16 protein-coding genes are annotated in these 19,712 nt (G+C 62.7%); 13 read left to right on the top strand and 3 right to left on the bottom strand.

The genetic code is table 11. From position 1 onward, the window contains the following. Positions 1-672: 672 nt before the first annotated feature. The 9 genes from AC1Q5P_RS14615 (at position 673) to AC1Q5P_RS14575 (ending at position 12,053) form a co-directional block, all read left to right on the top strand. The gene (locus tag AC1Q5P_RS14615; protein ID WP_492519311.1) at positions 673-3,048 is read left to right on the top strand and encodes a TonB-dependent receptor; all 2,376 of its coding nucleotides are present in this window, start codon (positions 673-675) and stop codon (positions 3,046-3,048) included. 158 nt (positions 3,049-3,206) lie between these two features. Further along, positions 3,207-4,259 (top strand): alpha/beta hydrolase, encoded by a 1,053-nt coding sequence (locus AC1Q5P_RS14610; RefSeq protein WP_492519310.1) that lies wholly within the window; start codon positions 3,207-3,209, stop codon positions 4,257-4,259. Positions 4,260-4,395: 136 nt separating this feature from the next. Further along, positions 4,396-5,394 carry a TonB-dependent receptor plug domain-containing protein gene (locus AC1Q5P_RS14605; protein ID WP_492519309.1) on the top strand — a complete coding sequence of 333 codons (999 nt, stop codon included), beginning with the start codon at positions 4,396-4,398 and terminating at the stop codon, positions 5,392-5,394. Further along, positions 5,303-6,670 carry a TonB-dependent receptor gene (locus tag AC1Q5P_RS14600; RefSeq protein ID WP_492519337.1) on the top strand — a complete coding sequence of 456 codons (1,368 nt, stop codon included), beginning with the start codon at positions 5,303-5,305 and terminating at the stop codon, positions 6,668-6,670. Before AC1Q5P_RS14605 ends, AC1Q5P_RS14600 begins: the two co-directional genes overlap by 92 nt. Positions 6,671-6,744: 74 nt before the next feature. Further along, the gene (locus tag AC1Q5P_RS14595; RefSeq protein WP_492519308.1) at positions 6,745-7,518 is read left to right on the top strand and encodes a LuxR family transcriptional regulator; all 774 of its coding nucleotides are present in this window, start codon (positions 6,745-6,747) and stop codon (positions 7,516-7,518) included. Positions 7,519-7,612: 94 nt separating this feature from the next. Further along, positions 7,613-7,993 carry a N,N-dimethylformamidase alpha subunit family protein gene (locus AC1Q5P_RS14590; RefSeq protein ID WP_492519307.1) on the top strand — a complete coding sequence of 127 codons (381 nt, stop codon included), beginning with the start codon at positions 7,613-7,615 and terminating at the stop codon, positions 7,991-7,993. Further along, positions 7,990-10,266, top strand: a complete 2,277-nt coding sequence (locus AC1Q5P_RS14585; protein WP_492519306.1) for a N,N-dimethylformamidase beta subunit family domain-containing protein — start codon at positions 7,990-7,992, stop codon at positions 10,264-10,266. The genes AC1Q5P_RS14590 and AC1Q5P_RS14585 overlap by 4 nt, the downstream gene beginning before the upstream one ends. Next, positions 10,263-10,934 (top strand): TetR/AcrR family transcriptional regulator, encoded by a 672-nt coding sequence (locus tag AC1Q5P_RS14580; protein WP_492519305.1) that lies wholly within the window; start codon positions 10,263-10,265, stop codon positions 10,932-10,934. The genes AC1Q5P_RS14585 and AC1Q5P_RS14580 overlap by 4 nt, the downstream gene beginning before the upstream one ends. Before the next feature lie 198 nt (positions 10,935-11,132). Then, positions 11,133-12,053: a dimethylarginine dimethylaminohydrolase family protein gene (locus AC1Q5P_RS14575; RefSeq protein ID WP_492519304.1), complete on the top strand. Its 921-nt coding sequence runs from the start codon at positions 11,133-11,135 to the stop codon at positions 12,051-12,053. A gap of 238 nt (positions 12,054-12,291) precedes the next feature. Here AC1Q5P_RS14575 and AC1Q5P_RS14570 read toward each other — a convergent pair whose 3' ends face one another. The 3 genes from AC1Q5P_RS14570 to AC1Q5P_RS14560 all read right to left on the bottom strand — a co-directional run bounded on the left by AC1Q5P_RS14570 (position 12,292) and on the right by AC1Q5P_RS14560 (position 16,019). After that, positions 12,292-13,575 (bottom strand): MFS transporter, encoded by a 1,284-nt coding sequence (locus AC1Q5P_RS14570; protein WP_193828752.1) that lies wholly within the window; start codon positions 13,573-13,575, stop codon positions 12,292-12,294. A gap of 53 nt (positions 13,576-13,628) precedes the next feature. Further along, positions 13,629-14,438 carry a 2-keto-4-pentenoate hydratase gene (locus AC1Q5P_RS14565; RefSeq protein ID WP_062344801.1) on the bottom strand — a complete coding sequence of 270 codons (810 nt, stop codon included), beginning with the start codon at positions 14,436-14,438 and terminating at the stop codon, positions 13,629-13,631. A gap of 81 nt (positions 14,439-14,519) precedes the next feature. Next, positions 14,520-16,019, bottom strand: a complete 1,500-nt coding sequence (locus AC1Q5P_RS14560; RefSeq protein WP_492519336.1) for a UxaA family hydrolase — start codon at positions 16,017-16,019, stop codon at positions 14,520-14,522. A 202-nt stretch (positions 16,020-16,221) separates the two neighbouring features. Between AC1Q5P_RS14560 and AC1Q5P_RS14555 the strand changes: the two genes are divergently transcribed. The 4 genes from AC1Q5P_RS14555 (at position 16,222) to AC1Q5P_RS14540 (ending at position 19,681) form a co-directional block, all read left to right on the top strand. Continuing rightward, positions 16,222-17,238: a LacI family DNA-binding transcriptional regulator gene (locus tag AC1Q5P_RS14555; protein ID WP_039335866.1), complete on the top strand. Its 1,017-nt coding sequence runs from the start codon at positions 16,222-16,224 to the stop codon at positions 17,236-17,238. 114 nt (positions 17,239-17,352) lie between these two features. Further along, the gene (locus AC1Q5P_RS14550) at positions 17,353-17,991 is read left to right on the top strand and encodes an RpiB/LacA/LacB family sugar-phosphate isomerase (protein ID WP_492519303.1); all 639 of its coding nucleotides are present in this window, start codon (positions 17,353-17,355) and stop codon (positions 17,989-17,991) included. A 26-nt stretch (positions 17,992-18,017) separates the two neighbouring features. Continuing rightward, the gene (gene kduD, locus AC1Q5P_RS14545; protein WP_492519302.1) at positions 18,018-18,785 is read left to right on the top strand and encodes a 2-dehydro-3-deoxy-D-gluconate 5-dehydrogenase KduD; all 768 of its coding nucleotides are present in this window, start codon (positions 18,018-18,020) and stop codon (positions 18,783-18,785) included. A gap of 14 nt (positions 18,786-18,799) precedes the next feature. Beyond that, positions 18,800-19,681, top strand: coding sequence for a sugar kinase (locus tag AC1Q5P_RS14540; protein ID WP_492519335.1), 882 nt, complete (start codon positions 18,800-18,802; stop codon positions 19,679-19,681). Positions 19,682-19,712: the final 31 nt, after the last annotated feature.

The raw sequence follows: 19,712 nt of genomic DNA, 5'->3' as shown, positions 1-19,712 counted from the left end.
ACCGCGTTTCTGGTGGCGAGGTCTTCAGCCAGAATAATTGGTTCGGCGCCAAACGGCAGTGATCTCCAGCGTCTCGGCAAGGACCGCTCTGGCAACTTCGTACTGTCTGAAAACGGTTTCGCCGGACATTCGCCTCATCGTACTGACTTCGGCGGGCAACGTTGATCTTGTGACACCCTCCGGTCCTTTTTGATGAGGTCCTTACTTTTCGGATGTCGGATCATCTTCTGCTGACATTCGCTGGATGAAGCTTGGCAAGGCTCGAGCGTCTCCTGCCGCGCAAGCATAGCCCAGATCTATACCCGCATAGGGAATCATTTCTTTTTTTGAGGGATAACTTTCGGCATCTCCGCGCCTTGACTGGGTCAGGTGGGAGAACCGCAGCGAGTGCCGGAAAAGACGATCGCTCGACGGGAAGGTCTCAGGCCGTGTCCACGAGTTCGACACGAGAGGTGTCCTTCTGGCGCAGCGATAGTTTCGGCCCCGATTGGACCACAGCTCAACGTTGGGCCGAATTGGCAGCACCAGACGTCTTCATCCAAGAATACTCGTCATTCACGATGATTACCACGTACGAATAGGCGTGGAACTCGAAGAAAATAGGCGTCTCTTCTTCATAAGTTCGACAATCGAGAGACATTATTCCGATAATTCAATTTCAGGGAGATAAAGATGAATAGATACAGATTGATGGCACTGGCGGCGTCGACTGCGATTGCTTCATATTCATGGTCAGCGAATGCCCAGGATACAACTGAAGGCGCTGGCACCGATGCGAATGCCGACGTGTTCGGGGACATCGTCGTGACAGCCTCGCGACGGGCAGAGCGCTTGCAGGAAGTGCCGTTGGCCGTGTCAGCACTGGGAGCTGAACAGATCGCCAAGGGAGGATTCCAGCGCCTGCCCGACTTGCAGTATCAGGTTTCTGGCCTTCAGTTTGGCAGTTCCCCGAACGACAGTGGTTTCCGTCTGCGTGGCGTTGGCTCGGCAGGCGGTTTCGCCTCGTCGTCCGAACAGAATGTCGGCACCGTCGTCGACAACGTCGTGATCCCCTTCGGCAATCCGCTCAACAGCCTGGGGGATCTCGAGCGGGTGGAAGTGCTCAAGGGCCCGCAGGGTACCCAGTTCGGCAAGAACGCTTCTTCCGGCGTCATCAACATCACGACGGCCAAGCCCCGGTTCGACAAGGTCTCGGGCAAGGCGTACGCATCGTACGGTGAATTGAACGAGGTCAACGCCAACGCCTCGGTCAACCTGCCATTGTCGAGCAATGCCGCTATGTCGGTGTTCGGCTTCTACCGTCGGAATGATGGCTTCCTCGAGAACGTCCTGCGCGATGAAATGTGGGGTGGTGAACGCAGCTATGGCGCGCGCGCCAAGCTGCTTTGGGAGCCGTCCGAAGATCTCAGCGTCTACGTGATCGGCGACTATTCCAAAATCAATCGTACAGGGCCGGGGCAACTCTGGACGCTTAACTCCCTGCCAAACAGCGCCAAGCCGGGAACCGGCTTTAATCCGCTGATGGCATTACGCTTCGCCAATCTGTCAGCCTTGGGCGTCACGCCGGGCTTCGAGAACGGCAAATCGGTTGAAGACTATCCAGGGTACAGCTCGGAGCAGAACTTCGGAGCCTCGATCGAAATCAACAAGGAGCTGGGGAGCGGCTATAACCTTACGTCCGTCACCGCCTACCGTGGCCTGAACGAAGGTCCGCAGGCATTTGCCATCGATGGCAGCAGCTTGCCGATCTTCAGGGCCCAGCCAACCGGTGTCGATCAGACATTCTTCAGCCAGGAACTGCGCCTGTCCTCGCCCAAGGGCTCGCAGCTCGAGTTTACCGGTGGCTTCTACGCATCGGTTCGCAAGGTAGGCGACGCTAACGACTTCAATCGCGCCCAGTTGCGCCCGGCCTTCCCGTTCACACCGATTGCTCTTGGACCGACGCTGAGTGCCACACCGATCATCAATATCTCGGCAGGGCAGAGTAACACCCAGACAAAGTCTGATTCTTACGCCGGATTTATTGACGGCAAGTTCCACGTGAGCGAGCAGTTCGCCCTTCTCGGCGGTTTCCGGGTCCAGAATGACAAGGTCAAATCGTCGTCGTTCTCGATCGTCGATCCGGCCGTCGCACCCGCAACGGTCGATTTCTCGACAACGCCGCCAGGATTCGTTGTCCCCTATGCACCGCGTGCACTGCAAACGGGCAGCGTGTCGAAGACAGGATGGTCAGGGCGAGTCGGTGCCGAATACAAGCTGGCGCCTGATGTCATGGTGTTCGCGACCGTTGCCCGTGGTTACCTGGGACCGACCGTGACGTTCTCCGGGCTCACGGGTGCAAAGTCCAGCGTCAATCCCCAGACGGTCCGCGACGTGACAGTTGGGCTCAAGAGCCAGCTGTTCAATCGGACAGTCACCTTCAATGCCAACATGTTCTTCGATCAGTACAAGAACCTCCAAACCTCGGTCTTCAACGGAACCGAGTTCCTGACGGAGAACGCCGGTGGTTTCCGCGCGAATGGCTTTGAAGTGGATGCAGCTTGGCGCGTCAGCCCCGAGTTCAGCCTGAATGGAGGCTTCACTTATTCGGACACCAAGTTTACCGATTACGTCACGGCCTGCCCAAGTGTCGTCAAGGCCGGCTACACGTGCTTCACCCAGAACGGAACCAGTCTGATCCAGGCGAAAGGCGAGCCCTTGTCCGGAGCACCGAAATACAGCGCTACGTTGGGGGCAAATGTCACCCTGCCAATCAGCGATAGCCTGCAGTTCGATTGGGCAGCAAACGGGTACTATCGAAGCAGGGTTCAATATGACGTGGCAAGCGCGATTGCTTCCCAGCCAGGATTCGTGACCATCGGTCTCAATGCCGGCATCGGTCACCCGGACGGGAATTGGCGCCTCGGCGTGTTCGCCCGCAACCTGCTGGACAAGCGCTTCCATGCATCAGTGATCGGATTGCCCTTTGCAGATGCAGGCGGCGCCGTGAACTGGTTGACGCGTGAAGGGCGTCGCACCTTGGGGGCAAGCCTGGAAGCTAAGTTCTGACAGGCTACAGGTCCCGCCTTGCTGCCTCGCTTTCTAGGTTAGCGAGGCGGGACGCCTTGCAACTGCTAAGACACTGGAGGCTAAGCCAGACAGAACTCGGCTTGGTATCGAATTTGGGCAAACTCGTAAGATTCTGATCGACGTATGGGAGAAGTATCGTGAAGCGAGTTTCACGGCGAGAGTCCTTCAAGCTGGCTGCCATCGGAACTGCGGGCTGCCTTCTGGGCGGTCTGAGCGAACTGGCGCGTGCCAGCGAGCCAGAGGAATTTGCCTACGTTCACCCTCAACTGCGCCCCTTTGCCAAGCAACTCATGGCCATGCTTGAACCCATGCCCGAGCTTTCCGAAAAAAGCTTGTCATTCACCCGGAAGGCAATGGGCGGATGGGCGCAGCCTCCCCTCCAAGCCCCCGCCTGGACCAGACAATCTGTACCTGGTTTGACGGGCCACCCGGCGGTCACCGTGTACGTCGTCAACAGCGACGCGTCGAAACGCCGTCCGGCAATCCTTCACACGCACGGCGGAGGCTTTGTCAGCGGCACAGCTATCAGCATGGTTGCTGACCTGCAGCGTCTGGCTTTGGAATTGGACTGCACGATCGTCACAGTCGATTATCGTCTCGCGCCGGAAACACGATATCAGGGATCCATTGCAGACAACTATGCAGCTCTCGAATGGCTTTACGACAATGCGACATCCCTTGGCGTCGATGCAGGCAGGATCGCCGTTATGGGCGAGAGCGCAGGCGGCGGGCACGCGGCGCTGTTGGCCCTCAAAGCGCGTGATGTCGGCAAGGTCCCGATCGTCGCACAGGTTTTGATATACCCGATGCTGGATGACCGCACCGGAACCGTGGAGACGCCAAAGGCTCCGATCGGCACGATTGTCTGGACTGCTGCCAAGAACCGGTTCGGGTGGGGTGCGTTTCTGGGGATGGAGCCAGGCATGGATGCTGCTCCTGTGGCGGCAGTGCCAGCACGCCGATCGGATCTGGCTGGCCTGCCGCCAACCTTCATCGGCGTCGGAGCTATCGACCTTTTTGTCGATGAGGACATAATGTACGCCAAGCGTCTGATCGCTGCCGGCGTTCCGACCCGGCTGGAAGTCGTGCCTGGGGCGTTCCATGGATTTGACGGGATCGCTGCTTCAACCCAGGTGGCGAAGAACTTCCATGCGTCGAAAGTAGCTGCTTTGCGGAGCGCTTTCGCTTGACAGACTTACTCACCTCAACAGGCAGTATGAGCACCCAGCTGTCCCCGCTTCGGGTGAATTGTTACATCCAGCCCAAGTGAGAACATTGCCTCCAGAGCCAAGCTTTGGGACGGGTTCGGCACAAGGGGGGAATGAGATGGTTGGTACAACTGTGGCTGGCAGGTGGGGACTGTCGCTGGCAGCGCTTGCATCGTCGATGCTGGTTGCTCCTGTTCATGCCGAGGAGGCTGAAGACCAGGCAGCTTCCGGCACGATCCAGGAAATCACCGTCACTGCTCAGAAGCGCAGGCAGTCTGTGCAGGACGTCGGGATCACCCTTTCGGTCGTCAGTGGCGACAGCCTGGCCCAGGCCGGCGCCAGCTCCGTCACCGACCTGACCTCGCTGGTTCCCAATATCCAGGCGAACTACGGCGCCGGGCAGGTTGCGTTCAACGTCCGCGGGATCGGGACCAACGAATTCTCCGCCAACCTCGATTCACCGGTCGCGATCAACGTCGACGAGGGATACCTCGCCAAGACCTTCATGAGCGGTCTCCTCCTGTTCGACATCGATCGCGTGGAAGTGCTCAAGGGTCCGCAAGGCACGCTATTCGGGCGCAACGCCACTGGCGGCGCGGTCAACTTCTTCACGCGCCGCCCGACGAGCGAACTCGCTGCCGGAGGCACCGTTTCGTTCGACAATTACCGCACGCTTCGCGCGGAAGGCTATGTCAGCGGCCCGCTCAGCAGCACGATCTCGGCGCGCCTTTCGGGCATGGTCACGGACCAGGGCCGCGGGACCTATCGCAATCTCACGCTCGGTCGGCGCGAAGGCTTCGAGAAGAAGTGGGCCCTGCGTGGCCAGCTTCTTTGGGAAAGCGGGCCCGACAGCGTGCTGGTGACCGTGTTCGGCGGACAGCAGAACGGCGAGCTTCAGCCTTACGAAGGCGTCGGCGTATTCACCCCCGGCTTCGGTAGCGGCAGGTGCCCCGGTGTTCTGCGGCGCTTATCTGGCGGGGCGTGCCACCGGCGGCAACAGCGGCTGCGTCAGGGGCACGGACGGCCTGTTTCCGGGCGACAACGACCCGTTCACCTCGAACAACAACCAGACTCATACCGTCCGCAACCGCTCGATCGGCGCAACCGTGCGCTATGAGCACGAGTTCGACGGCGCGACGCTGACCTCGCTGACGTCCTATCAGACCTTCACCCGCCGCCAGCACGAAGACTCCGACGGAAGCCCGGTCAACACCATCGACGTCGACTATTACAACCGGATCCGCCAGTTCAACACGGAGCTGCGGCTGACCTCGAACGGGCAGGGCCGCTGGAACTACGTGCTCGGGCTCTATTACCAGCGCGACGCCTATCGCAACGGCGATTACCTGCAGATCGCGCGAGGCGCAGCACCCGGATTCTACAGCCCCTTCACCCAGACGAGCGACGCGATCGCCGCGTTCTTCCACAACGACGTCCAGCTGACCGATCATCTCAGCCTGACCGCCGGTGTCCGTTATTCCTGGGAGAAGGTCGGCCTGAAGGGCGGCACGTTCGCCGGAACCGGACTTGGCGGCAATCCGCTGGCCCCGACGACGATCGTCGCTACCCTGGCCCAGGCGGACACCAGCCGCACCGACGACGACGCCAACTTCAAGCTGGGCATCGAGTGGAAGCCAGACGTGTCCGGCATGTTCGACAAGTTCATGCTTTATGCGAACGTTTCGACCGGCTTCCGGTCAGGCTCCTACAATGCGGAGTTCACCGCCACCCAGTCTGCGCTGACTTCGCTCGGCCCCGAAAAGATCACCGCATACGAGGCAGGGTTCAAGTCGCTCCTGGCCAATCGCACCATGCAGCTCAACGCCGCAGTGTTCCACTACGACTTCCGCGATGGCTTCATCAACGTCGACAGCGCAACCTCGCCGATCCCGGTGACCATCAACGCAGCCGCGATCAACACCTGGGGCGCGGAGCTTGACTGGCAGTGGCGGCCCATCAACGACCTGTCGGTGGGCATGGTGCTCGGTTGGCTCGACTCCAGGATCGACAGCGACATCACTTCGGGCGGCGCCAGCCTCAAGGGTGCCCGCACCGTGCAATCGCCGCGCTGGACCTTCACCGCGCAGGGCAGCTACATGCCCGCCATCGGCAACGGCCTGAAGCTGATCCTTGCAGCCGACGGTAACTGGCGCTCGTCGCAGTTCTTCGAGACGGTCAACTCTCCCTCCAGCCTTGAGCCGGGTTTCTGGCTGGTCAATGCGCGCGCCGGAATTGGTGCCGAGGACGACCGGTGGAGCCTCTCCGCGTTCGCCCGCAACCTTACCGACACCCATTATCGTACCTACGTCAATGACTTGCCCGGATTTGGCTGGGTGCTCAACATCTACGGGCAACCCCGGACTTATGGACTTGCCGCAAACTTCAAATTCTGAGGTTGGAAATGGCCACCTTGACTCCCCGTATCGAAGTGCGTGAGGCTCCTCCGATCATACGGAGCGGCCGCGTCATGAAGCCAACGATCCTCTCATCCGGTTACGTCGTCGATCAGGAAGAGGGGCCGCTCGCGCGTCTCACCGATGGTCTCGACCGCGCCAGCGGACTGGAAGAGCGTCTCGATGTCCTTCACGACTTTCTGCAATCGTTGGGTTGGAAGCAGTTTGTCTACGGGTGGTCAAGCGGACCGCTTGGAGGCCAGTGTGGCAATGTGCCTGTCCTTGTGCGGGCGTTCCCGACGAACTGGGACCGGCAATGGGACCGGCACAGCCGCCACGATCCATACTTCCTTTCGGCTGCCAACAGCCGCCGCCCGGTTCGCTGGAGCGACGTGCAGAACAGCGCGGACCTGCTGACCGCACCGCAGCGCGATTGCATGCATTATATCTCAGATCTCGGCCTGACGGACGGGATTACCGTGCCAGTCCATGTCCACGGCCGCCGGTTCGCCTTTCTCACGGCGCTGGGCACCGAATGCAGCGCCCAGGACGCCTGCCGCCAGGAAATGACCGCGCTGCTGACCATGGTCGCGCACTACTTCGATAACCACCTCTGGGCCACGACAGAACAGATGGTTGCCGGCCAGATCGCGCTCAGCCCGCGCGAGCATCAATGCCTGGTCTGGTCTGCCTACGGCAAGACGATCGAGGACATCGCGGCCATCCTCGATATCTCGGCCGAGACGGTCAGGGTCTATCTGAAACGCATCAACCAGAAGCTGGCGGCAGCGAACCGGACCCATGCCGTCGCCAAGGCGCTGCACATGGGTCTGATCTCGCTGAACTAGGCTTCGCGACACACCCCAGTCCGACAACGTGCTCCCGTGCGGCTGCCCAGCCTGCGCGAGAGCCAAGCCGTGCCGTCGAAGGAGGCAGGAAATCATGCAGTACCCACAAGCCATCAGGGACCGGCAGGCTGATTACGTTTTCATGTTCGAACGTCGGCTTGCCCAGAAGCTCGCCACGACGATCACCGAGAGAATGATCGAAGAGCATCGACGCAAGCCTTTGGGCCAGCACGGCGATGCCCTGGAGCGGGTGCTCAATTTCTTCCGGCGCGGCGGCCTTGCCGGGAAGGTCGGAATCTTCCAGCCCGATCCTGCCCGACCTGTCTATCGCCTCATCCGTTTTCCCGGCGTCCGCGGCGGCTCGGCCACGATCATCGATGGCGAGCCCGCGACCAGCCTCGCAGAGGCGCATCACGCGGCCTTCCTCCAGCGGATCGCGGACCTGAATGCACAGCTTGCAGGGGACGAGGCATGAGCGCGCCCGGCAACCTCACCGGCTATGCTGATCCGCTCAACGCCCGCTGCGGTGGTAGTGTCGATTTCATGCTGCACGATGCAAAGCCAGGCACGGCGGAGATCAGTCTCGTCCGGCTGCTGCACGGCGATACCAACCCGCTCGGGCCGGGTTTCGTCGAGAAGGAAGTAACCGTCGTCACGCTGCCCCGGACCGTGGCGGTCGGGCCGCAATATGTCCCGCTCGGCAGCTGGGCCAGGGCCCGGGACCCTGACGGAGTGCTCAGTGCTTCCCTGCCCTCGGCCACCCTCTTCGCCTTCATCAAGCCGACGACGCCCGGAGCGCGCGAACAGATCATTGCCGGAACGTGGGACCCGGCAACGAAGCGGGGTTTTGCGCTGCTCCTGACCGAAGGCGGGCAGGTTGCTCTCAGGCTTGGCGATGAAGCCGGAACGGCCGAGATCGTCTGCCCCAAGCCGGTTGCAGCGCACGCCTGGCATCTCGTCGCCGGTGGCTGGGACGAGACAGGCAAGCTGCTGATCTGGCAGAAGGGCCTGATCTCGCGCTGGAACAGCCTCGTCGGACCGGCACCCGGCTATGATCTCGATGCTGCTGCCACGGAACAGCTGGAGCGGCCGGTGCTGCCATGTGGCGGGCAGTTCACGCTGGCAGCGGCGCTGACCGGCGATGACCGCGCCGTGGCGCACTACAATGGCAAGATCGACCGCCACGGCATCCTCAACGCGATGGCCGGGCATGATGAACTTGCGAGCCTTGCCGCAGGCGAACTGCCCGCCGCCGAGCGATTGCTGGCGTACTGGGACACGACCGCGGGATACACAGACAAAGGCATCGGCGACGTGATTCGGGACGTCGGACCCCATGGCCTCCATGCCCACGGCATCAACCGACCGATCCGGGCCATGACCGGCTGGAACTGGGACGGCCGCAACGACAGCTTCCGGCTCGCGCCGCATCAGTACGGCGGGATCGCATTCCACGACGATGCGCTTGTCGATTGCGGCTGGCAGGCAAGTGTTTCGATCGAAATCCCGCCCGATCTGCCGAGCGGCGTCTATGCCCTGCGCGTATCCAAGGACGGCAGCGAAGACCACGTGCCGTTCTTCGTGAGGCCGGACAAGGCGCGCGCGGACATGGCCGTGCTTATGCCGACCTTCACGTATCTGGCCTACGCCAACGAACATCTCAGTTTCGAGGCGCCGATTGCCCAGGCCATCTGCGCCAATACGCCGGTGGTGAGTGAAGCGGATCTCACTTGGAAGCAGCAGGAAGCCTTCGGTCTGTCGACTTACGATGTCCATTCGGACTACGCGGGCGTGTGCTACTCCTCGTGGCGCAGGCCGATACAAAACATGCGCCCGAAGTACCGGATGCCGGCAATCGGTGCGCCGTGGGCTTTCCCGGCAGACCTTTCGCTGATCTGGTGGCTGGACGCGGCGGGCTATGAAGTCGACGTGGTGACCGACCATGATCTCGCCGCCGGGGGCCTGGAGCTGATCTCGCCCTACCGCGCGGTGCTGACCGGGACTCACCCTGAGTACTACTCGCTGGGCATGCTCGATGCGCTCGAGGACTACGTGGCCGGTGGCGGTCGCGTCGGATACCTCGGCGGCAACGGCCTCTACTGGGTCACCGAAGTGCGTGACGAGGAGCCGTGGTGCATCGAGGTCCGCAAGCTCGATACCGGCTCCCGTGCGTGGCAGGCCGCGCCGGGCGAAGGCTATCTCGCGACGACGGGGGACCGGTCGGGTCTGTGGCGGGCGCGGGGAAGGCCGCCGCAGAAGCTCGTCGCGCTGGGCTTTACCACCGAAGGTATGGACGAAAGCCAGCCGTTCGAGCGCATGCCCGACTCCTTCGAACCCGAGGCGGCATGGCTGTTCGAAGGCGTGGGCCACGATGAACTGATCGGCAACTTCGGGCTGGGTCTCGGCGGCGCCTCCGGGCTCGAGATGGACCGCTACGACCTCACGCTGGGCACGCCACCGCACACCCTGTTGGTCGCGTCCTCGTTCAATCACTCGGACAACTACCCGCTGGTGTCCGAAGACATCACCTATGCCTTCCCCGGCAGGGGCGGCACGCAGGACCCGCAAGTGCGCGGCGATATTGCATTTTATGCCAACGCCAAGGGCGGCGCAGTGTTTGCCGCCGGGTCGATCGCGTGGAGCCAGGCATTGCCATGCAACGGCGGCCGGAACAACGTCGCGCGCATCATGACGAACGTGCTCGATGCGTTCCGCTCGTCGGACCCGCCATTTCTGCCGCGCACATGACGCGAAGGTCCGGCCCTCCCTTGCACGTCGCCCAGTTGACCCTGCCCGACAGGATGGGCGGTTACGCCAAGGGAGACCGGACGCGCCGCGTAATCCTGCAGGCGGCGCATGATCTTTTGCTTGAGCATGGCTACGCCGCCCTTACGCTGCGCGGCGTAGCCACGGCCTGCAACTTGCGCATGGGTAACCTGACCTATCACTTCCCCTCGCGCGAAAGCCTCGTCTCTGCCTTGTTCGACGCGATCATCCGTGGATACGAGGACGCCTTCGCCGAGATCATGGCAGACCAGAAGCTCCCTCCTGTTGCGCGCCTGATGGACGTGTGCCGGCTCATCATGGACGATATCGGCACGCGGCGCACCACGCGGCTGTTTCCGGAGCTCTGGGCGCTGTCCAACCACGATCCGTTCGTGGCAGACCGCATGTACGAGATGTACGACAGGGCCCGCGCCGCCATCGTATCCGCCGTCCGCTGCGCTTACCCTGCCGCCCACGAACGAAGCGTGGACCTGACCAGCATCTTCATCACTTCGGCGATGGAAGGCATGAGCATCTTTGCCGGGTATGGGAAACCCTATCAGGACGATCGCGCCGAGATTGCCGAGATCGCGCTCGATGCCTTCCTGCACGCAAGCCAGGCCCATGCAGACGAATGGCCGGCCGGCTGACGCCGAAGGGGGTGACCGTGCATCCTATTTGGAATGTTTCCCTGGGGAAACATTCCAACATGGCGCGCCGTCGATGAGCGGTGAATTGGCAACGGTGGGCGGATAAAAGGCCGCCGAGATAGCCCGACCGCGCCCATCCGTGCGGTAGACAGTGGAACGACCGGGCAAGGGCCACCGTTCTCCCAGCCAGGAGAACATATGAAACTCGATCTTCTTTCGCGATATACCTCTGCAATCGACAGCGTGCCGACCATTCTCGACTGGCGCATCAGTGGCGAGACCGACCTGCTTACCGACGTCGTCCTGTGCCCGCCGGACTATCTGGCGCCGGTACCTTGCTGCACCGTTACACGCGACAATCTCGAGCAGGGCTTTGCGGTCGATGTGCCGGCGGCCAAGCGGCAGCATGAGGCACTGTGTGCAGCCCTGCGCCGCAACGGCGTAACCTGCCACTTAGTGACGCCAGAACCGGACCTTCCGGATATGTGCTTCACCCGGGACATCGCCGTAGCGACCCCTTTCGGACCGATGCTGACGGCCCCCGCCATGCCGCATCGTCGTGGCGAAACCGAGGCTTTGGCGCGCCACGTCAGAGCCTGGGGGCTTAACTGGCCGCGCGTCACCACGGGCACGATCGAGGGTGGAGACATCTGCATTGCCCGTGAGGGCCTCCTCCTGATCGGGAGTTCGGGCGAGCGGACTTCGCGGGAGGGGCTCGAGGAGTTCGCCGCGCCGTTCCACGATGCCGGCTGGGAAGTGCTGGTCTGCCCGTTCCATGCAGACCACCTCCATCTCGACACCCTGTTCTGCATGGTCAGCCCGGACGAAGCCTTGGCCTGTGTCGAACTGCTCGATGCAAGCTTTGTTGCGCGGCTTCGCGAGCTTGGCATTGCGCTTATCGACATGCCAGCCGCCAGCGTGCCGCAGCTCGGCTGCAACATCCTTGCACTGGGTGGCAAGAAGATCATCGCCAGTGAGGACGACGAGGCCGTTTCACGACTCCGCGCCCGCGACTATCACGTTGAAACATTTGACGTTTCGCAGTTCACCCGCTGCGGCGGCGGCATACACTGCCTGACTCTTCCAGTCCGGCGCGTGCCAGGCGCGCGAGGAGGATAGACAGGGTCAGCAGGAGCGTGGTTGGAGCTACCTTCATCCCATTTGCAGTTTTGCCATCGCTGTTGACAGATCTCGACGTCAAACGGCTGGCAAGGACTTGCCTTGGGCTGCGCCGATGACCGAAAGGAGCCAGTCCCTGCATTGGTCCCTGGCGTCACTCGGATGATGGTCGAAGCAACGGGTAGGGAGTGCCCCTTTCAATGACGCTCGCGTGCAGCGCCTCGCTTGCCAACGCGCCTCAAACGGCTGCTGGAGCGAGCCGCGGGCTGAGTATATGCACGACAGCCAGGGCAAGCAGGTAGCTGCTGGCGCAGATGGCGAAAAGAACCTCGTACGAGCCGCCGGTCTTGTCGAGGATGTAGCCGGTGAACAGGGCCATGCCCATCCCGCCGAGAGCCCCGACCGTGCCGCCAATGCCGACCACCGAGCCTACCGCCCCACGGGGGAACACGTCTGAAGGCAGCGTGTAGAGGTTCGCCGAGAAGGCCTGATGCGCCGCAGTGGCAAGCCCGATGATGAATACGGCAGCCCACACGCTGTCGAGGCTCTGCGCGAACCAGATCGGCAGTACCGCCACGGCGCACAGAAACATCGTGGCCTTGCGCGCGAAGTTCGGAGTGCGGCCAGCCTTGATGAGGCGGGAGGACATCCATCCGCCGAAGATCGAACCACCATCGGAAATCAGGTAGATCGCCGCGAGCGGCAGACCGAATGTCTTGAGGTCCATGTCATAGCGCTCGAACAGGTAGCCGGGCAGCCAGAACAGGAAGAACCACCAGACCGGGTCGATCAGGAACTTGCCAAGCGCATAGGCCCAGGTCTCGCGCACGGTCAGAAGCTTTGCCCAGCCGATCTGCTCCACCGGGTCTGCCGGGTCCTGCTGTATCCAGGCAAGTTCGGCCGGCGAGACGCGCGGGTGTTCGGCAGGATGGCGATAGATCAGCCACCATGCGACGAGCCATGCCACACCGAAGATGCCGGTGATGAAGAATGCGGCGCGCCAATCGAACCACAGCACAAGCGCCGGGACCAGCAGTGGCGTGATGATCGCGCCCACATTGGCACCGGCGTTGAACAGGCCGATCGCATAGGCGCGCTCGCGCTGGGGGAACCAGTCGGTGACGGCGCGAATGCCAGCCGGGAAGTTCCCGCTTTCCCCGACGCCGAGACCGAAGCGCGCGGCGGCAAAGCTGACAAGACCGGTTGCGAAGCCGTGCGCCACGTGCCCGGCAGTCCAGATCACGATTGCGATGGTATAGCCAAGCTTCGCGCCGACCACATCAACGATGCGGCCAAAGCCAATGTAGCCGATGGCATATGCGACCTGGAACCAGAACACGATCTGGGCGAAATCGGTCTCGCTCCAGCCGAACTCGGCCACTAGCGTCGGCTTGAGCACGCCGATCATCTGGCGGTCGATGTAGTTGACTGCCGTGGCCGCAAAAAGCAGGGCAACGATGACCCAGCGGTAGCGCCCGGCCTTGGCAGAGGCGGCTGCAGCCGGGTTGAAGTTCTGGTCCATTGCTTCTCTCCCGAAGCGGCCAACCCGTTACGGGCTGTGCCGCCAAGTGCAATTCAGCGGGGGCCCGCCGCGATGATCGAGCAGGTCAATTCGCCGTGGCCCTCGAAGATCGCACGAAATTCCTGGCCGACGGCGATCTCGTGCACGCCGGTCACGGCACCGGTGGAGACCCATAGGCCCTGCGACACATCGAAGCCTCGAGCCAGCAGATTGCCAAGCAGGAAGCGCACCGCACCGTAGGGCCCGTCGAGCATGGCGGCAGCGGTTGCCGACCCGACTTCGACTCCGTCAATCTCGCTCCTGACCCTCATGGAGCAGAGGTCGGTCGACTGCCAGTTGGGCAGAGCGGCGCCACGCACCAGGCCAGTGTTGTTGCCGAAGTCGGACACGGTAACCGCCGGACCATCGGCATTGATGCCCGGGTAGGGCGAACTTGCGATCTCGATCCCGATGCGGACATCATCAACTATCGCGATCGTGCCGGCGTCGTCAGCAGGAACCGGACCCTTGAAGCCCGGCGCGACGTGGACAAGGAACTCGGCCTCGCCTGCGGCGAAGCCTCCTGCATAGACGGGCATCGTTGGAGTATCGCCGGCATTGGCGTCGACGACGCTGTCCGCAAAGATCGGGCCCGCAAGGCGGTTTGCGCCAAGCGACGCGTCGAGAGGGGGATTGATGCGCCCGACTTTCCAGCCGACGACCTCACGCCCGTCGATCGAAATGGCACGACCCTGTATGCCATAGGCATCGTCGAGACCCTGCGGCGCGGTGCCGGGGTAGGTTTCGAGGACGCGGGCCTCGCGGCGGGCGCTGACGAAGGCCGCTGCAACCTGATCCGCATTCTCGTTCAATTCGGTCCCCATCCCTTGGTCCTTCATTCGTCCGGCTGCCTATAGGAAACCGGTGTCAATCACAAGTCTCAGCCATCCGGTCGCGTTATACAATTAGAGCGTTACGCCCTTCTTCCAGATTGCCATTTCGCGCTGGTCGCTGCGTTCTGCGGCCGTTCGGCGACCGCTGGCGATAGCGACCAGCGTTTCGAGAAAAGCCGCATCTGCCGCCTGCTCGCCTTCATCGAGCACGCGCGAGGCGTCGAAATCGATCCAGTGGGGCTTGGCCAGCGCCAGGGCCCGGTTCGAGGCGACCTTGACCGTGGGCACCGGAAATCCCAACGGCGTGCCGCGCCCGGTGGTGAACAGCAAGAGCGTTGCACCTGCTGCGGCAAGGGCCGTGGAAGAAACCGCATCGTTTCCGGGCGCTTCGAGCAAGGCGAGGCCGGGTTCGACCGCCTGACCCCCGTAATCCAGCACCGAAGCGAGCGGCGCGGTCCCGGCCTTCTGCACGGCGCCGGCAGACTTTTCCTCTAGCGTGGTAATCCCGCCGGCGATGTTGCCGGGCGACGGATTTTCCGACACCGGCAGGCCCTGATCGAGGTAGTAACGCTTGAAGCGGTTCACCAGCGCAGCGGCAGACGCGAACGTCCGAGCATCGACGGCGCGATCCAGCAGCGCCTGCTCCGCGCCGAAGATTTCCGGAATCTCGGTGAGGATCGGCGTGCCCCCGGATGCGGCCAGGCATTCGCTGAAGCGGCCGAGCATCGGATTGGCGGTAAGACCTGACAAGCCATCGGACCCACCGCACTTCAGCCCCACGATCAGCGCGGAGAGCGGCAGATCCTCGCGCTGCGCGGAGACTGCGAGTTCGACCAGTTCGTCTACCAGCGTTGCCGCTTCCACCAATTCGTCGCCGGCGGATTGCGAGGACAGCGTCCGTACCTTGGGCCGCGCCGTTTGCGGCAGGGCGGCCAGCAAAGCGCTCAACTGGTTGGATTCACACCCCAGACCGAGCAGCAAGACGCCAGCCGCATTGGGATTGGCGGCCAGCCCAGCCAGCAGCGCGCGGGTCGCGTCGAGATCGTCTCCCAATTGCGAACAACCGTGAGGATGATTGAACGCGTGAACACCGTCGATTCGACCCTCCGCAATCAAGGCGGCATGGCGTGCTTGTGCAGCACGTGCGACCTGCTCCGCAGTGCGACCGACGCAGCCCACTGTTGGCAGGATCCAGATTTCATTGCGCGTCGCGGCACGACCATCGGGGCGTCGGTAGCCCTGCCAGGTCCGTGCAGCGCTGGTCGCCGTGGCCAATCCGCCGCGTGCGACTTCGGCAGAGTAGACCTGTTCGCCGTCAAGCGCGGTCTTCACGTTGTGGACGTGGACGTGTTCGCCAACCTGGATGTCCTGGGTGGCAACGCCGATCGGCAATCCGTACTTCACGACCCGATCACCGACGGCGTGGGCGCGCGTGGCGAACTTGTGCCCCTGCGGAATGTCTTCCATGATCGCAAGGGCGACGCCGCCGACTGTGACCGCCGCCTCGCGGGAAAGCGGACGCAGCGCCACCGCAACGCTGTCCATCGCGTGAACGCGCAGCACGTCCGGCATGGCAACGACGACCGACAATCCGCGACTCTCCCAAAAATACGCCCGGCAGGGCACCGTCTTTGGATAGCTTCTAGGTAACCGGTGTCAATGGCCAAGACTCGCGGCCCATTGCAAAGTCTGACAAGAACCGGCTAGTAACGCTGCAACGCCTTGACACCGGTGTAAGTCACCGTGAACCGGGCTGGGATCGACGGGACGACGTGTGAAGAAGTCGAAGGACGGCAAGCCGACAATCAACGACGTGGCGCGCCTTTCGGGCGTCTCGAAGAAAACCGTCAGCCGGGTAATCAACCGCTCGCCGCTGCTCAACGATGCAACGCGCGAGAAGGTCGAGGCGGTGATCGCGGAGCTGGGCTATGTCCCCAACCCTCAAGCCCGGGCCCTGGCCCTGCGCCGCAATTTCCTCATCGGCCTGATCCACGATAACCCCAACGCGCAGATGGTGCTGGGCGTGCAGGAAGGGATCCTTTCCGCAATCCGCGATACCGAGTTTGCGCTTGTCGTTCGTCCTGTCAATCGCCGCTCGCCTGACATGCTTGACGACGTGCGGGCCTTTCTCGAACAGCAAAGGCTGTTCGGCGTCATGCTTCTGCCGCCAATTTCCGAGAATGATGCGCTTGCCGAACTGTGCGACGAACTTGGCGTCACCTACGTGCGCATGGGCTCGGTCAAGCTTGACGAAGACGAGCACATGGTGGCGTCAAACGACCGCGAGGCGGTTTCGCAAGCGATAGACTACCTGATCCGTCGGGGCCACCGCCGCATCGGCTTCGTCGCCGGTCCCGAAGGTTTCCGCTCCGCTGCCGAGCGGTCGCTGGGCTATCGCGATGCGCTGGAGATGGCGGGGATCCCCTTGGACGATGCCATCATGGCCGAGGGCAACTACACGTTCGAGACGGGAATTGCCGCAGGCAGGAAGCTGCTCGCCGCAACGCCCCGCCCCGGCGCGATCTTTGCGAGCAACGACGAGATGGCCGCAGGCGTTCTGCACGCAGCGCGGACGCTCGGCCTTTCAGTACCGGAGGACCTTTCGATCGTCGGCTTTGACGACACTGCCATCGCCGCCCATATCTGGCCCCCACTCACCACCGTGCGCTGGCCGATCCAGGCCATGGCCAGAGCCGCGGCGCTCAAGCTGATCGACCCGGCAGAGGCGCGCAAGCAGCCCTCGCACTTCCTTTCCGACCTGATCGAGCGGGCGTCGGTCGCCACCTGCTGATACCTGCAAAAATGGCGCACAAATGGGCTTGCTTCGACTAATGACACCGGTTACCTAAGGGTCAAATTCGCGTCAAACTGCTCGGTCAAGCAAGCCGAAGCGAGAGGAATTCCCATGAAAATCGCATTGATCATCGAGAACAGCCAGGCCGCAAAGGCCAGCCTCGTCCACGAATCGCTGGCCGCCGTGGCAGAGCCGCTTGGCCACGAGGTTCATCATTACGGCATGTACACGCCCGAGGACAAAGCCTCGCGGACCTACGTGATGAACGGCCTGCTTACCGGCATCCTGCTCAACTCCGGGGCTGCCGACTTCGTGGTTACTGGCTGTGGCACCGGGATGGGTTCGATGCTTGCTGCAAACAGCATGCCGGGCGTGTTCTGCGGACTGGTGATCGACCCGACCGACGCGTTCCTGTTCGGCCAGATCAACGATGGCAACGCGATCTCGATGCCCTACTCCAAGGGCTTCGGCTGGGCAGCCGAACTGAACCTGCAGGACGTGTACCGCAAACTGTTCGATGGCGAACGCGGCCTTGGCTATCCCAAGGAACGCGCGGCGATCATGAAGACCAATCGTGGCATCCTCAAGAGCCTCAAGGAAGCTTCCTGCCGTGATATGCTGACCGTCCTCAAGACCGTTGACCAGGACCTGCTCAAGGCCGCCATCGCTGGCGAGAAGTTTGCCGACCTGTTCTATGCCAACTGCAAGGACGAAGCGATCTCCGACTACCTGCGCGGCCTTTCGGCCTGACCCCTGATCCAGGGGAGAGGATAACGATGAACCTGTTCGACCTATCGGGCCGCATTGCGGTCGTCACTGGTGCCAACACCGGTATTGGCCAAGGCATTGCCGTGGCGCTGGCACAGGCGGGGGCAGACATTGCCGCAGTCGGCCGCACGCCTGCCGAGGAAACCGCAGCCAAAGTTCGCGCACTGGGGCGCAATTGCGAAGTGGTTGGTGCCGATCTTTCGACGATCGAACCGGTGCAGGCTGTGGTCGAACAGGTGATCTCTTCGCTCGGCGGGCTCGACGTGCTGGTCAACAACGCGGGCATCATCCGCCGGGCCGATGCGGTGGACTTCACAGAGGAGGACTGGGACGCGGTGGTCGATACCAACCTCAAGTCCGTGTTCTTCCTCTCGCAGGCGGCGGGCCGCCACATGATCGCCAACCGCGAGGCCACCGGGCGGCGCGGCAAGATCATCAACATTGCTTCGATGCTGAGCTTCCAGGGCGGCATCCGGGTGCCGAGCTACACCGCAAGCAAGAGCGGCGTCGCCGGCCTCACCAAACTGCTTGCCTGCGAGTGGGCGGCCAAGGGTGTGAACGTCAACGCGATTGCACCGGGCTATATCGCCACGAACAATACCGCCGCTTTGCAAGCGGACGAGACGCGCAATCGCCAGATCATGGAGCGTATACCGGAAGGACGCTGGGGTGATCCGGCGGACATCGGCGGTGCAGCGGTGTTCCTTGCCAGCAGCGCGGCAGATTACGTGCAGGGACACGTGCTGGCCGTCGACGGCGGCTGGCTGGCCCGGTGACCCCTAGCGCCCTGATGGCCGGTCACCTCGTATGCTTTGGCGAATTGCTGTTGCGGCTCTCGCCACCCGGCGCGCGTCTGATGGTCCAGGCGCAGAGCCTCGAGATGGTTGTCGGCGGGGCGGAAGCCAATGTGGCCGTCGCGCTCGCCTCGCTGGGCCACGCCACCCGCATGGTGACGCTGCTGCCCGACAATCCCCTTGGCGACAAGGCGCGGGCCGAACTCGGCGCGGGCGGAGTCGATACCCGCTTCGTCGCCCGTGGTCCCGGGCGCATGGGGCTCTATTTCATGGAGCCCGGCGCTGGGCTCAGGCCCTCATCGATCACATACGATCGCGCCGGGTCCGCATTTGCGCATGCTGACGCTTCGGCGTTCGACTTTGCAGGAGCGCTTGAAGGGGCGAACCTGCTGCACTTGTCGGGCATAACCCCTGCGCTCGGGCCCAATGGCGTCGCGCTTGCCCGAGCCGCCGTGGCTGCAGCGCAGAGCGCGGGCGTACCTATCTGCCTCGACGGAAACTACCGGGCTCAGCTCTGGGAAAGCTGGAACAGCGATCCGCGCGCCGTGCTGACCGAACTGGTGGGTGCAGCGACCGTGCTCATCGGCAACCACCGCGACATATCACTGCTGCTCGGCGAAACGTTCTCGGGCGATGGCGCCGAACGGCGGCGCGTGGCGGTGGAAGCGGCCTTCGCCGCGTTCCCCAACCTGCAACTGATCGCCTCGACTGCACGCCAGGTGGTCAGCAGCGACCACCATCGCATCGCGGCGCGCGTCGACGCGCGCGAGTCAAAGCATCAGACATCCGAGATCGACGTTACCGGCATCATCGATCGGATCGGGACCGGGGACTGTAGCGCGACAAACTGGATGAGGATTGCGCGTCAATCAGGATGAGAATGTGATTGTCGCGGCGCGTCGATCAGTG

It is taken from the genome of Novosphingobium sp. GW835-FHT14H07, assembly GCF_058793515.1.
Note: the sequence above shows the minus strand (reverse complement) of the source record. Positions and strands in the feature narration are given on the sequence as shown.